Genomic DNA, 14,139 nt, shown 5'->3' on the forward strand with positions numbered 1-14,139 from the left:
GGTGTCCCGGCGCTCGATCCCTGCGCGGCGCCAGCGTGTTCGTCGCGCCGACGCCCGGTTGGTGACGCATAAACACCATAGCCAACTCGACCAGCATCTCACGCCGATCCCCACGACGGGGGTGGCGACCCGGCCGGTCCGCGGGTTCATCCCCCGACTAACCTGCCCGTCACCCCCGCCCGGTCACCCCAGCATCGAGGGCGTGCGGTCCTCCGCCAGCCTCCGCTTCGCCTCGGCCGCGTCCGCGTGCATCTGCACCACCAGGGCCTCGGCACTGTCGAACCGCGCCTCGCCGCGGATGAAGCCGATGAACTCGACCGCGATGCGCTGGCCGTAGAGATCGCCGGAAAAGTCGAACAGATAGGTTTCGAGGAGCGGGGCGCCGTCGTCGAAGGTCGGGCGTCGGCCGTAGCTCGCCACGCCGTCCTGGATGCGGCCGTCGCCCAAGCGGGCGCGCACCGCGTAGATGCCGTGGGCCAGCGCGCAGGCGTCGAGCGCGACGTTGGCGGTCGGGAAGCCCAGGGTGCGGCCGCGCTTGTCGCCGTGGCGCACCTCGCCCTCGACGAACCAGCGATAGCCGAGGAGGTGGTTGGCCGTCGCGATGTCGCCCGCTTCGAGGGCCGTCCGGATCATGCTCGACGAGACCGGCGCCTCGCCGCCGCCCGCCGCCACCGCCGGCACGATCCGGCAGGCGAGGCCGTTCTCGGCGCAGAGCGCTTCGAGCATCGCGGGCGTGCCCTCGCGGCCACGGCCGAAATGGAAATCGTGCCCGATCACCACGCCGGACAGGCCGAGTTCGCCCTTGAGGGTGTCGGCCACGAAGGCGGCGGCGCCGGTGCCGGCCAACGCTGCGTCGAAGCGGCGCACGAAGGCGCCGTCGATGCCGAGCCGCCGCAGGACCGCCAGCTTCTCGCCCTCGCCGGTGAGGCGGAACATCGCCGCGCCGGGGGAGAAGAAGGCGCGGGGATGCGGCTCGAAGGTGAGCACGGCGCTCGGCCGGTCGAGGGAGGCGGCCATCTCCCGCACGGCCGCGATCAGGGCGCGGTGGCCTTGGTGGAGGCCGTCGAAATTGCCCAGAGCCGCGACCGCACCGCGCAGGCGCGCCGGCACCGGCTCGCCGTCGCGGTGGACCGGGAAAGGCGACGCGACGGGGCGCGGGGCAGTCTCGTCGCGCGGCATCAAGGGTCCTTGGCTGATGAAGAAGAGGCTCTGCGAAGGCGGCCGGACCCTGTCGAAATCCGCCCCGTGGGTCAAGCCGCCTGGGGCTGCCGAGACGCGCGTCCGAAAAGCCCTTCTCGAAGGCTCTTTTTCAAGCGGCTCTTGAAGAAGAGGAGGCCGGACGGGGGCGGGTCCGGGGAGCGGCCGTGAAAGGGTCCCGGCACCGTCCGGCCGATTAACCCCTTCGCAAGGGGGGCGGATTTAGAAGCTTAGAGCAGAAGCGCCACCCGGCGCTTCCCCTGATGATCCAAGCGGGGTTCGTCGCGCACGGGGATGCGTCGCGCCCGCGAACGGAGCCGTAAGCCATGGCCCTTGACCTCGGCATGCCGATCCTCGTCGTGGACGATTACCAGACGATGGTTCGCATCATCCGCAACCTCCTGAAGCAGCTCGGCTTCGAAGACGTCGACGATGCCTCGGACGGCACCGGCGCCCTGGCGAAGCTGAAGACCAAGAAGTATGGTCTGGTCATCTCCGACTGGAACATGGAGCCGATGACCGGCTACGAGCTGCTGCGCCACGTCCGGGCCGACGACGCCCTGCGCACCACGCCGTTCATCATGGTCACCGCCGAGTCGAAGACCGAGAACGTCATCGCGGCGAAGAAGGCCGGCGTGAACAACTACATCGTGAAGCCGTTCAATGCCCAGACGCTGAAGTCGAAGATCGAGGCGGTCTGCGGCGCGTGATGCCGCCGGCTCGGTGATGGGGCGGCGTCTCTCGGGTGCGGAATCGGGCGGCCAGGCCGGAAGGCCGGCCGCGCGTCCCGCGCCGGGGCGACGGGCTTCGACGCCGAGGCCGAGGGTTCACGCTGGCCGAAGACCTGCACCCGGAACGACCAATCCCGGGACAGCCGATCCGACAACAGCGCACGCGCGGGGAGGGATCACGTGCTCAGGCAGATGACGGCGGGACCGCGATCCGCTCTGAGTCGATTTCTGGGAGGCCAGGAACCCGTGGGTCGTGCGACCAAGCCCGAACCGGCGGGCCAGGCGCTCCCGGTGAATGAGCTGCTCGAAATTGCCGACTACATCACCAAGCTCAAGCGGGGCATCGCCGCGCTCAGGGCCCAGGAACTCACCCGCGACCGCATCCCGATGGCGCATGACGAACTGGGCAGCGTCGTCGCCGCCACCGCGAGTGCGACCAACCGGATCATGGAATCGTCCGAGGCGATTCTGGCGATCAAGGCCAGGACCCTCGACGAGTACCGCAGCCAGGTCGAAGCCCATATCGGCGACATCTTCGAAGCCTGCACCTTCCAGGACATTACCGGCCAGCGCATCTCCAAGGTGGTGGACGCCCTGGGCCAGCTCGAGAAGCGCCTGTCGCATTTCTCCACGGTCGTGAACGTGCGCGACGGCGAGGCCGAGCAGGACCCGGAAGAGGCCCGGCGCAAGGCCCGTGCCGAGAAGCTGTTGCTGAACGGCCCGCAGCTCAAGGGGCCGGCGACGCCGCAGGACGCGATCGACGCCCTGTTTTCGTGACCGGCAAACCGGTCACGCACCGAGACCCGGGAAGCGGCCCCGCCGCGCCCAGATAGTCGTCGTGGCTACCAGCGCAGCAGGTCGATGACGCCGTCCGGGTGCACCGCCTGCGCCTCGAGCCAATGGGCGATGTCGCCGATCGGCGCGCCCGACGCGACGCCGAGTTCCTCGGCATGGATGCCGCGCGCCACCAGCAGGGAGGCGATGCCGAAGGCCCGCGCGCCGGCGATGTCGGTGCGGATCGCGTCGCCGACGGCGAGTACCCGGTCCCGGGGGAGGGGAGCGCCGTCGCCGAGGGCTTCCGCCGTCGCCAGCGCCGCCTCGTAGACCGGGGCGTGCGGCTTGCCGGCATAGACCACCGTGCCGCCCATCTCCTCGTAGAGCGCCGCGACGGCGCCCGCACAGGGGATCAGCCGCTCGCCGCGCTCCACCACCAGGTCGGGATTGGCGCAGATCAGGGTCACGCCGCGGGCCGCCCAGGGTTCGAGCAGGCCGCGGTAATCCGCCGCCGTCTCGGTCTCGTCGTCCAGGAGACCGGTGACGACCACGTGGGCGGCGGTGTCCGGCCCGCCGCGAGCGAGGTCGAGGTCGTCGAAGAGCGGCAGGTCGCGGTCGGGCCCGAGATGATGCATCGGCGCGGAGGCCCGCTCCGCCATCAGCCGGCGGGTGAGATCGCCCGAGGTGACGATGGCGTCGTAGGCGGTGCGGGGCACGCCGAACCCGTCGAGCTGCGCCTGCACGGCGCTGCCGGGCCGGGGCGCGTTCGAGACCAGCACCACCCGGCGGGGCCGCGCCCCCGGCAGGGCGCGGAAGCGCGTCAGCGCCTCGCCCGCCCCCCGGTGGGCATGGATGCCGTCATGCAGCACGCCCCAGACGTCGCAGAGGATCAGGTCGATGCCGGGCGCGAGATCGGCGATCCCGTCCAGGATCGCCACCTCGCCCGGATGCGCTGCGCGGATCATCTCGGCCATCTCGCCCGCCTCGCTCTTGCTGCATCGCAGCAGAAAGTCCTCCCGGGCTTAAAGCCGGTTCGCCCCGAACGCAACGTCTGGTTCGAACCGAACTGAAATCGTTTACAGGAACGCCATCCTGTCGACGTCGACGAGGCCGCGATCGGTGATCTTCAGGTGCGGGATCACCGGCAGCGGCAGGAAGGCGACCTGCAAGAACGGCTCGGGGAGGGTGCAGCCCAGCTGGCGGGCGGCCTCGCGCAGGGCCGGCAGGGCGTCGCGCACCGCCTCGAAGGTCCAATCGCTCATCAGGCCGGCGATCGGCAGGGCCAGTTCGGCCAGGATGCCGGTCTCGTCCGCCACCACGAAGCCGCCTTGCCGGTCGATCAGCCGATTGACCGCCCGCGCCATCGCGTCGGGATCGGCGCCGACGACGCAGAGATTGTGGCTGTCATGCCCGACCGAGGAGGCGATGGCGCCGCGCTTCAGCCCGAAACCCTGCACGAAGCCGCGGCCGATGCTGCGCGTGCCGTGGCGCGCCACCACCGCCACCATCGCCACGTCCTGAGCGAGATCCGGCATGCCGGAGAGCGTCAGGCGCCGGTGCTCGGTGATGATCCGGCCCGGGACCACGCCGATCACCGAGGTTTCGCCCGCCGGCAGCGCGACGGCGAGGTCGTCTCCCGCCACCGGCTCGGCCCGCACGCTGTCGCGGCCCGGCGGCGGCGTGATGGAGCGTGTGGCGAACAGGGCGTCGTCGACGGGGCGGCCGGCCGCAATCACGGCCGAGACCGCACACGCTTCGAGATCGTCGAGAAGCACGAGGTCGGCCCGCTTGCCCGGCGCGATCATGCCGCGGTCGGTGAGCCCGAAGGCGGTGGCGGCGCTGAGCGAGGCGGCCCGGTAGGCGGCGAGCGGCGGCACGCCGAGGGCGATCGCGGTGCGGATCAGGTGGTCGAGATGGCCCTCCTCGGCGATGTCGAGGGGGTTGCGGTCGTCGGTGCAGAAGGCGAGGAACGGCGCCGTCCGCTCGGTGAGGAGCGGGGCGAGGGCGTGCAGGTCCTTCGAGACTGAGCCCTCGCGGATCAGCACCGTCATGCCCTTGCGGATCTTCTCCAGCGCCTCGTCGGCGCTCGTCGCCTCGTGGTCGGTGCGGATGCCGGCCGCCGCATAGGCGTTGAGCGCGCTCCCCGACAGGAGCGGGGCGTGGCCGTCGACATGGCGCCCGGCGAAGGCCGCGAGCTTGGCCAGGCACCCGGGATCGGCCGCGACCACGCCGGGAAAGTTCATGAACTCGGCCAGCCCCAGGGATCGCGGATGGTCGCGATAGCCCGCGAGGTCGGCGGCCTCGATCCGCGCGCCGGAGGTTTCGAGGTCGGTCGCCGGTACGCAGGAGGAGAGCTGGACGCGGATGTCCATCACGGTCTCGCCCGAGGCCGCGAGCGCGTAATCGAAGGCGGCCTTGCCCAGCACGTTGGCGAGTTCGTGCGGGTCCCAGATCGCCGTGGTGACCCCGTGCGGCAGCACGCAGCGGTCGAATTCGTGCGGCGTGATGAGCGAGGATTCGATGTGGAGATGGGTGTCGATGAAGCCCGGAACGGCGATGCGCCCCTCCGCCTCGATCACCTGCGCGCCCTCGTAGCGGCCATAGGTTCCCACCACCGTGTCGCCGCAGACCGCAATGTCGGTCTCCACCAGCGCGCCGGTGACGAGGTCGAGGAGCCGGGCGCCGCGGATCACCAGATCGGCGGGTTCGCGTCCTGCCCCTTGGGCGATCCGGCGGGCGATGATGTCCGACATCGAGGGCCTTTTTTGCTGCCAGCGTCCCGGATGCTAACCAGATTCCGCAAAACCGGTCACCGGTTTTGCGACCCCAATCTGAGACCCATCCCGACGCCGAGCGAGCGGCGCAGCGCCCCGCCGACGCGACGTCGGCGTGGGCCGACGGCGAGACGACCGCGACCGCACCGTCATCCGCTGTGCCGCGAGAGGCTTCAGACCGCTCGGCGCAGCACGTCCCGGAAGGCGCGCCGCACCGGCGGCTGCGGATCGTCGGCCGGCGGGGTCGGCTCGGGCTCCGGCGCGGAGGGAGGCGAAAGCACCTCGGGCCGTACCACGCGGGGCGGCGAGAACACCGTTCCCTGCGCCAGCGGCAGGTCGAGGTCGATCAGGTCGGGCACGTCGGCCTCACGCTCGACGCCTTCCGCCACCAGCCGGATCCCGGACCGGGCGAGGGCAAGCGCGAGGTCGGCGCCGTGCTCGCTGAGCAGCGTGTCGACGCCGACCTTGGCGTAGCTCGCCCCGCGGGCCGCCAGAGTCGCGGCATCGAGGCGCGGATCCACCACCCGGTCGACCGCCAGGCCGATCCGCTCGCGCAAGGAGCGGAGCGCGCTCGCCTGCTCGGCGTCGAGGCTGCGCCAGCTCCGCTGCGGCAGCGCCAGGATCAGCCGGCCGGCCAGTTCGGGATGCAGGTCGATCAGCCGGCCGACCGCTCGCAGGAAGCCCGGCTCGAACAGCGAGCCCGGCGACAGGGAATAGGCCACCGGCGTCTCGCTGCCGCGGGAGGCGAGGTGCTGACCAATCGCCGTCACGCGGGCGAGCATCAGACGGTCGAGTTCGGTGGTGCGCCCGTGCCGTTCCAGCACCCGCACGAATTCGGCCGGCGACAGCAGGGTCTCGCCGACGCGCAGACGCGCCAGCGCCTCGTAGAACGCCACCTTCCGCTGCGGCAGGCTGACGATCGGTTGCAGGTGGATCTCGAGGCCGTCGTTCAGGGCGGCGAGGATCTCGGCTTCCGGCCAGGGCTCGACGGCGGGCTCGGGCACGAAGGGACGGCGCGGCGCCGGGGCAGCCTCCCGCGGCAGGATCGGGTCGGTGGCCCAGGGCGCCGACGGCGCATGAGCCGGCGCGGCCGCGGGCTCGTCCGGCCAGGGTTGCGCGGCCTGAGGCGGCGCAAAGGCGGGGGCGTGCGGCGGCGCAAAGGCGGGGGCCGCGGCGTAGGGCTGTCGCGCCGCAGCGGACGGCATCGGAGACGCCGCATAGGGGGCTGCCGGCGGATACGGCACAGAGGCGGCCCGCGCCGGTGGCGCCTGAGCCGGAGGGGGCGGCGCATGGACCGGCGGCGGAGCCTGGACGGGCGCCGGTGCGACCGGGGGGGCAAAGGCGGCAGGGGCGCTCTTCAGGCGCGCCAGATCCTCGTCCTGCGCCGCCACCGCCATCGCCAGCTCGCGCACGATGCCGCCGAGCAGGCCGATCTCCGCCGTGACCTCGGACAGGCCGCTTTCCGCCGTCGACGTCGGCGCAGCCGGGGCCTCCCGCTGCTCAAGCGTCAGCAGGCGGCGCGACAGAAGGTCGATCTCCCCCGACAGTGTCTCGATCTCGCGGGCGAGGCGGCCGGCACGGCGCCAGGCGACGGCCGCCGCCAGTCCGCCGAGCGCCGCGGCCGAGAGGGCGGCCCCGGCCACGGCCCCGACGAGGGGCGCGAACAGGAAGGCGACGGCAAGGCAGAGCCCGCTCGCCACGAGACAGGAGAGGCTGAAGGCAATCCGGCTCACCGACGACCCGCCGGCGCGCCGGCCGGTGTCGAGGGCCATCGCGATTCCTCTTACGCGCCGAGGACAGGACTGGTTCCGCGCCATCCAGCCTGTCCCGGTTGTCGCCGAGGTGCCGAATGCCCGCAAGACGCCCCTGGGGGCTGCCCACGGTTTTCACGGGCCCTTGTCCGCAATGCCGCACTACCCGAGATGGCTTGTGCGGCCCTGGTGCGGTGCTGCGGAAGGGTGAGACACGATGACGGATCGATCTGGTGCGCGGATGGAACTTCTGATGAAGGTCGAGGGCATGACGTGCCAGGGCTGCGTCGCCGCGGTGACGCGGGCGGTGCAGCGCCTCGACCCGGCCGCGCAGGTCAGCGTGGACCTGGAGGCCGGCCGGCTCGCGGTCGTCACGCAGGCCCAGGCGCTCGACGTGGCCCGGGCGCTCGGCCGTGCCGGCTACGAGGCCGAGGCCATGACCGGATAGCAGGGGCCGGATAGCAGGCGCGGAGAGCGGCGCTGGACCGCATGATCCGCGAGGATTGCCCTCGTGCCGGAGCCACCGGGGGACAAGAAGCACGGCTCCGGCGCGCTCTAACGTTCGTTTAAGCCGGCTCTGCGAGGGTTTTGACAGTTCGCAGTGTAGGGGCGCCGGGGCCGCGAGGTCTCCCGCGCTGGCGTGGCGGTGTGCGTATCAACAGTGCCTTTGCGTCCCTGATCGATGCCCGGCTGACGGGCCTCGTCCATGATTCCGCCGCGGGCGACCCGGCCGAGCGGACCCGCCACGAGCGGTTCCTGATCTCCCGGCTCGCGACCGGCGCCGTGCTGATGGCGATGCTGCCGCCCTACCTCCTCTGGCGCGGTGTCCCGACGCTGGTCGAGGCGGCGGCGGCGGCCTGCCTGATGCTCCCGGTCGTCGCGGCCCTGTTGCTGGCGCGCACCGGCAATCTCACGCTCGCCCATGGCCTGTCGTCGGCGGGGCTGACCGGCCTCGTCGTCTGCCTGGCGAGCCTCACCGGCGGGCCGACCTCGGCGGCCACGATGTGGCTGGTGATGATCCCGGTCGAGGCGCTCCTTGCCGGCTCGCACCGCGCCGCCCTCCTGGCGGCCGCGCTCGCGATGCTGGGGGCCTTGGCCGTCGCGGTGATCGAGCCGGCCTCGGGCTTCGGCTTCTTTGCCTGGCCGGCGGCGTTGGCGATGCCGGTCTTCGCCATCACGGCGATCTGCCACGTGCTGGCCCTCTCGATCGAGCATCGCCGCCGCGAGGGCCGCTGGAGCGACCGCCTGCAAGCCGCGACCTTGCGCGACGCGCTGCTGCTCGACGCCATCGACGACCTCGTGACCTGGCACGACCGCAACGGCAGCGTGCTGAAGGCGAGCCCCGCCGCCCGGTCGCTGGCCGGGACGACGCCGGATGTCCTGGAGGGCCGCGGCCTGTTCAACCGTGTCCACGTCTCCGACCGGCCGGCTTTCCTGACCGCCCTGAGCGACGCCGCCGTCCAGGCCCAGCCGGTGACGGTGCAGTTCCGCCTGCATGCCGCCGGCGGGCCGGGCGAGCCCGGCCGGGTGATCTGGGCCGAGATGCGGGCCCACCGGGTGCCGGGCGCGCTGCGGCCGGCGGCCGGGGAGGCCGCCGTGGTGGCGGTGACCCGCGACGTCTCGGAGCACAAGCGCCGCGCCGAGGAACTCGACCAGGCCAGGGCCGCGGCCGAGCGCGCCGACGAGGTCAAGAGCCGCTTCCTCGCCACCGTGAGCCACGAGCTGCGCACGCCGCTCAACGCCATCATCGGGTTCTCGGAGATGCTGGAATCCGAATCGACCCTGGCGCTCGGTCCCGAGCGGCGGCGGGAATATGCCGGGATCATCCATTCCTCGGGCCGACACCTGCTCGAGGTGGTCAACGCTCTCCTCGACATGTCGCGGATCCAGAGCGGCAACTTCGACTACGCGCCCGAGCCGTTCGACCTCGCGGGTCTCGCCCGCGGCATCTGCGACCTGATGCAGATCCGCGCCGACCAGGGCGGCGTGCGCCTGCGCCGCGAGATCGCCGCCGACCTGCCGGACGTGACGGCGGATGCCCGCGCCTGCCGGCAGATGCTGATCAACCTTCTGTCGAATGCCGTGAAGTTCACGCCGCGCGGCGGCGACGTGGTCCTGTCGGTGCGCCGGGTCTTCGACCGGGTCGAGATGGCGGTGGTCGATACCGGCATCGGCATCGCCGAGGCCGACCTGCCGCGCCTCGGCGATCCGTTCTTCCAGGCCAGGCTCGGCGTCGGCGCGGCCTATGGCCGCCCGCACGAGGGCACCGGCCTCGGGCTCTCGGTGGTGCGCGGCCTCGTCGGCCTGCATCACGGCGAGCTGGCCGTCGAGAGCAGCCCGTCCTGCGGCACGCGGGTCGTCGTGACCCTGCCGCTCGATTGCCGGAGCGGCCGCGCCGTCCCGGGCGGCCCGGCGCCGATCCGCACCGGCACCCTCGCGCGCAGCTTCGTCGACGAGGCGCCCGCCACCATGCGGCTGACGGGCTGACGTGAGCGAGCAGCCCCCGACCACGCCGTCCCTGGTCCGCGCCAAGGGTGACAGATCCAAGGGTGACCGGTCCAACGGTGACCGGTCCAAGGACGACCGGTCCAAGGACGACCGCTCGACGGCGGACCGCGGCCGGACGGATCGATCGAAGCCGGAGGGAGACGCGATGTCCGAGGCGCCGGCCCGGAAGCCCGTCGAGGCGGCAGCCCGGCGACCCGATCTCGATGTGGCGCTGACCGCCGAGATGCGCCCGGCGCCCCGCCCGCGGGCGGCACCCCGGGGGCCGCGTGCACCCCGGAGCGTCCCACGTCCCATGGGCCCGATCGACCGCCTGCGGGGGCGGGTCGACCGGCTCATGCGCCATCCCGCCGGCATCGTCGGCGGCCTGCTCGCCCTCGGGGCGGTGGCGGCGGTGGCGGCGAACGCCCTCAGCTTCCAGACCGGGCGCCATCCGGCGCCCCTGTTCGCCAAGGCCCCCCCCGCCGACACGGCCGCGCCGCCCGCGACGGACCGGGCGGAGACGGCGCCCGCCGCGGCCGAGACGGCATCACGAGCGTCCAGCGATGCCGCCCCGCGCTCCGCGAAGCCGGACGGGATCGGCGCGCTGATCCGGAGCGAGGACCAGACCACCGCCTCGGTCACCCCGCGGACCGCGCCGGCGAAGGTCGCGAGACCGGCTCCGCCCAGGGAAGTGCCCGCCAAGGAGACGGCCGCGAAGGACAGGCCGGCCCGGGAGACGTCCGCGACGGAAGCCGCCGGCAAGACGGTCGCCGCGCCGGTCCGGGAGGCGAGGGCCGCGGAGCCCGTCAAAGAGCCCGTCAAGACGTCGGCGCTCCATGCCGCGCCGGTTCCCGGGGCGAAGCCCGACAAGGCGGTGGCTTATGCGCAGCGGGCCCTGATCAAGCTCGGCTACGGCCCGCTCACCGTCGACGGCATCGCCGGCCCGAGCACCCGCGCGGCGCTCGCCCGCTTCGAGCGCGAGCGCCGCCTGCCCGGCGCCATCGTGGCGCGCCGGACGATGCAGGAACTCGAGGCGCGCTCCGGCCTCAAGCCGGATTAGCGCGGAGGTCGACGAGGCTGGCGCGGCGCCCGGCGTTCCCCTCACGCCGTGCCGAAGACGCGCCGGAAGATCGTGTCGACGTGCTTGAGGTGGTAGCCGAGGTCGAAGCACGCGGCGATCGCCTCGGGCTTGAGCGCCGCGGTGACCTCCTGGTCGGCCTGGAGCAGGGTGAGGAAGTCGCCCTCGCCGCGCCAGACCGGCATCGCGTTGCGCTGCACCAGCCGATAGGCGTCCTCGCGCGACACCCCGGCCTGGGTCAGCGCCAGCAGCACCCGTTGCGAATGGACGAGGCCGCCGAGCCGGTCGAGGTTGCGCTGCATCTGCTCGGGATAGACGAGCAGCTTGTCGATGACGCCGGTGAGGCGGGCGAGCGCGAAGTCGAGGGTCACGGTGGCGTCCGGGCCGATCATCCGCTCGACCGAGGAGTGGGAGATGTCGCGCTCGTGCCAGAGCGCCACGTTCTCCATCGCCGGGAGCGCATAGGACCGGACCATGCGGGCGAGGCCGGTCAGGTTCTCGGTCAGCACCGGGTTGCGCTTGTGCGGCATCGCCGAGGAGCCCTTCTGACCCTCGGAGAAGTATTCCTCCGCCTCCAGCACCTCGGTGCGCTGCAAGTGGCGCACCTCGATCGCCAGCCGCTCGACCGACGAGGCGACGACGCCGAGCACCGCGAAGAACATCGCGTGGCGGTCGCGCGGGATGACCTGGGTCGAGACCGGCTCCGGCGTCAGCCCCATCTTCTCGGCGACGTACTCTTCCACCCGCGGGTCGATATTGGCGAAGGTGCCGACCGCCCCCGAGATGGCGCAGGTCGCGACCTCGGCGCGGGCCGCCACCAGGCGGGCGCGGGCGCGCTCGAACTCGGCATGGGCCTGGGCGAGCTTGAGCCCGAAGGTGACCGGCTCGGCATGGATGCCGTGGGAGCGGCCGATGGTCGGGGTGAGCTTGTGCTCGAAGGCCCGGCGCTTGAGCGCGGCCAGCAGCCCGTCGATGTCGGCGATGAGCAGGTCGGCGGCGCGGACGAGCTGCACGTTGAGGCAGGTGTCGAGCACGTCCGACGAGGTCATGCCCTGGTGGACGAAGCGCGCCTCCGGCCCGACGATCTCGGCGAGATGGGTCAGGAAGGCGATCACGTCGTGCTTGGTGACGCGCTCGATCTCGTCGATCCGCGCCACGTCGAACACCGCGTCGCGGCCCTTCTCCCACACCGTCTCGGCGGCCTCCTTCGGCACGATTCCGAGTTCGGCCAGCGCCGTGGTGGCATGGGCCTCGATCTCGAACCAGATCCGGAAGCGCGTCTCCGGCGACCAGATCGCCGTCATCTCGGGCCGGCTGTAGCGGGGGATCATCGTCGGGGCTCCTGCACACGGGCGGGGTCGGGATGCCGCGACGGCTATGGGATGCGGGGCGAGAAGGCAAGGAAGGGGAAGGGGCGGCCCGCGCCGCCCACCCGCGTCGGACTTGCCCTTGCTCCGTTTACTTGCCCTTGCCCCAGGTCAGCGTGACCTTGAACTCGGCCTTGGTGTCGCCCGAGACGATCCACAGGTCGCATTCGCCGGTGAGCGAGGCGCCGAACTCCATCGTGATGCCGTCCGGCCGGTTCGGCAGGGCGCCGACCGTCTCCTCCATCGTCTTCACCAGGCCGGCCAGCGCGCCGAGCGCCGCCTTGAACTGCTCCTTGGTCTTGCGCGCGACGTCGTCGGCGAGGCCGATCTCCCCCATCGCCCCGCCCTCGGGCTCGCCGATCAGGACATGGTGCCCGTCCGGCAACTCGACTATCATCCGGGCCGTCATGATTGGATCTCCGCCGCTCGATGATTCAGAAGAGCCTCGTCTACATCTACGCGACCCATCCGCGCCGCACTTTCACGGGCTGCGGCGCGTTCGTCGAGGGCGGCTACGTCGCGACATGCCGTCACGTCTGGCGGATGGCGACGGAGACGGACGGGACCGTCGTGTCCGATCGGGTGGAGATCGTCTTCCCGCATGACGTCGACGGCGGTGACCCGCCGATCGTCGGCGCCCTGGCGAGCGCCTGTGACGCCAAGCCCGGGCGCCGGCCGGATCTCGTGCTCCTCTCCCCGAGCGCCGTGCCGCGCGACGTGGTCGCCCTGCAAGCCGCGACCGGCGCGATCTGGGAGACCGGCCCGGCGACGGCCTATGCGGGGCTGCCCGGCCAGCCCTCGGGCGCGATCGCGGGTATCGGCGAGGTGACGATCGACGGGACGCTCGCCGTCGCAACCAGCTCCAACGGGCTGCGCCAGTTCACCGGCTCGAATCCGACGGGGTTCTGGCTGGAGCGCGGTTCGAGCGGCTCGCCGGTCTTCCTCGTCCAGGGCCAACAACTCGCCGGGATCCTGAGCCTGTCGATGCTCGGGGCCAATGCCGGCAAGACGCATCTGCACGAGGCCCATGTGGTGCCCGGGACGGTGGTCCGGGATCATCTCATCGCACTCCAGGCTGTTCCGGTCGCGACGGAGCGGCACATTCCCGTCGCTTACTTGCAAGACATTCTCGCAAGGCTCGGCGCCCAGGATGTCGCTGTCGCCGACATTCCGAGGCTGCTGCGGGAGTTCATTGAGGCGTCCCAGGCCCACGGCCGCGAACCGCTGGCCGCCTCGAACGACATCGATATCACCACCACGGTCGAGCGCTCGCGGAGCCTGGTTCAGGATTTCAAGCCGAGCGAAGCCCTGAGCGTCCTCAACGCGCGCATCGCCGAGGAGAACGAGGCGCGGGCGCGGCGCCTGCTTCCGCTCCTGAAGGAGCAGGCCGAGGTGCAGCGCATCGTGTTCGATCATGCCGGCAGGCTGGCGACGCTCGAAGAGATCGCTCGGATCGACGGGTCGGACATATCGGCCTGGATCGAGATCGGCGATATCCAGATCTTGCTGGGCCACAGCGAGGAGGCGCAGAGCGCCTATCGCCGCGCTCAGTCTGCCGCGGTGGCAGCCAAGGACGAGCGTGCGATTTCGGTGTGTCACAACCGGATCGGCGACGTTCTGGTGTCGCAGGGTGATGGGGCGGGAGCCCTGGCGGCGTACCAGTCCGGTCTGGCCATCGCCCTGAGCCTCGCCCAGCGCGATCCTGCCAACACGGAGTGGCAGCGCGATCTGTCGATCAGTCACGATCGGATCGGCGACGTTCTGGTGTCGCAGGGTGATGGGGCGGGAGCCCTGGCGGCGTACCAGTCCGGGCTGGCCATCGCCCTGAGCCTCGCCCAGCGCGATCCTGCCAACACGCAGTGGCAGCGCGATCTGTCGATCAGTCACGATCGGATCGGCGACGTTCTGGTGTCGCAGGGTGATGGGGCGGGAGCCCTGGCGGCGTACCAGTCCGGGCTGGCCATCGCCCGTAGCTGGACC

The 14,139-nt window shown here is 71.9% G+C and carries 12 protein-coding genes; 6 read left to right on the forward strand and 6 right to left on the reverse strand.

Annotated elements, in window-relative coordinates; genetic code table 11:
• Window positions 1-183: 183 nt before the first annotated feature.
• Window positions 184-1,179, reverse strand: coding sequence for a bifunctional riboflavin kinase/FAD synthetase (locus tag VP06_RS12920; protein ID WP_048464182.1), 996 nt, complete (start codon window positions 1,177-1,179; stop codon window positions 184-186).
• Between the two features lie 344 nt (window positions 1,180-1,523).
• Here VP06_RS12920 and VP06_RS12925 point away from each other — a divergent pair, with 344 nt between their 5' ends.
• Both VP06_RS12925 and VP06_RS12930 read left to right on the forward strand, forming a co-directional pair.
• Window positions 1,524-1,907, forward strand: a complete 384-nt coding sequence (locus tag VP06_RS12925) for a response regulator (protein ID WP_048464183.1) — start codon at window positions 1,524-1,526, stop codon at window positions 1,905-1,907.
• Between the two features lie 267 nt (window positions 1,908-2,174).
• Window positions 2,175-2,705 (forward strand): protein phosphatase CheZ, encoded by a 531-nt coding sequence (locus tag VP06_RS12930; RefSeq protein WP_048464184.1) that lies wholly within the window; start codon window positions 2,175-2,177, stop codon window positions 2,703-2,705.
• Window positions 2,706-2,770: 65 nt separating this feature from the next.
• Here VP06_RS12930 and VP06_RS12935 read toward each other — a convergent pair whose 3' ends face one another.
• The 3 genes from VP06_RS12935 to VP06_RS12945 all read right to left on the reverse strand — a co-directional run bounded on the left by VP06_RS12935 (window position 2,771) and on the right by VP06_RS12945 (window position 7,248).
• Complete coding sequence (locus tag VP06_RS12935; protein ID WP_048464185.1) at window positions 2,771-3,676, reverse strand: TIGR01459 family HAD-type hydrolase; 906 nt, start codon at window positions 3,674-3,676, stop codon at window positions 2,771-2,773.
• Window positions 3,677-3,778: 102 nt separating this feature from the next.
• Complete coding sequence (gene ade, locus VP06_RS12940) at window positions 3,779-5,455, reverse strand: adenine deaminase (RefSeq protein ID WP_048464186.1); 1,677 nt, start codon at window positions 5,453-5,455, stop codon at window positions 3,779-3,781.
• 194 nt (window positions 5,456-5,649) lie between these two features.
• Window positions 5,650-7,248: an EAL domain-containing protein gene (locus VP06_RS12945; RefSeq protein WP_048464187.1), complete on the reverse strand. Its 1,599-nt coding sequence runs from the start codon at window positions 7,246-7,248 to the stop codon at window positions 5,650-5,652.
• Window positions 7,249-7,444: 196 nt separating this feature from the next.
• Here VP06_RS12945 and VP06_RS12950 point away from each other — a divergent pair, with 196 nt between their 5' ends.
• The 3 genes from VP06_RS12950 (at window position 7,445) to VP06_RS12960 (ending at window position 10,774) form a co-directional block, all read left to right on the forward strand.
• The gene (locus VP06_RS12950) at window positions 7,445-7,675 is read left to right on the forward strand and encodes a heavy-metal-associated domain-containing protein (protein ID WP_048464188.1); all 231 of its coding nucleotides are present in this window, start codon (window positions 7,445-7,447) and stop codon (window positions 7,673-7,675) included.
• 200 nt (window positions 7,676-7,875) lie between these two features.
• A complete protein-coding gene (locus VP06_RS12955) occupies window positions 7,876-9,714 on the forward strand; it encodes a sensor histidine kinase (RefSeq protein ID WP_048464189.1) in 1,839 nt (612 codons plus the stop codon).
• A 313-nt stretch (window positions 9,715-10,027) separates the two neighbouring features.
• A complete protein-coding gene (locus VP06_RS12960; RefSeq protein WP_053081756.1) occupies window positions 10,028-10,774 on the forward strand; it encodes a peptidoglycan-binding protein in 747 nt (248 codons plus the stop codon).
• Between the two features lie 41 nt (window positions 10,775-10,815).
• On the opposite strand, the gene purB is transcribed toward VP06_RS12960, so the two are convergent.
• The gene (purB, locus tag VP06_RS12965; RefSeq protein WP_048464191.1) at window positions 10,816-12,123 is read right to left on the reverse strand and encodes an adenylosuccinate lyase; all 1,308 of its coding nucleotides are present in this window, start codon (window positions 12,121-12,123) and stop codon (window positions 10,816-10,818) included.
• A gap of 127 nt (window positions 12,124-12,250) precedes the next feature.
• Complete coding sequence (locus VP06_RS33730) at window positions 12,251-12,568, reverse strand: CU044_2847 family protein (RefSeq protein ID WP_053081758.1); 318 nt, start codon at window positions 12,566-12,568, stop codon at window positions 12,251-12,253.
• A gap of 20 nt (window positions 12,569-12,588) precedes the next feature.
• Here VP06_RS33730 and VP06_RS12975 point away from each other — a divergent pair.
• On the forward strand, window positions 12,589-14,139 hold a 1,551-nt coding region (locus VP06_RS12975), incomplete at its 3' end, for a tetratricopeptide repeat protein (RefSeq protein WP_048464192.1).

It is taken from the genome of Methylobacterium aquaticum, assembly GCF_001043915.1.
Lineage (GTDB): Bacteria > Pseudomonadota > Alphaproteobacteria > Rhizobiales > Beijerinckiaceae > Methylobacterium > Methylobacterium aquaticum.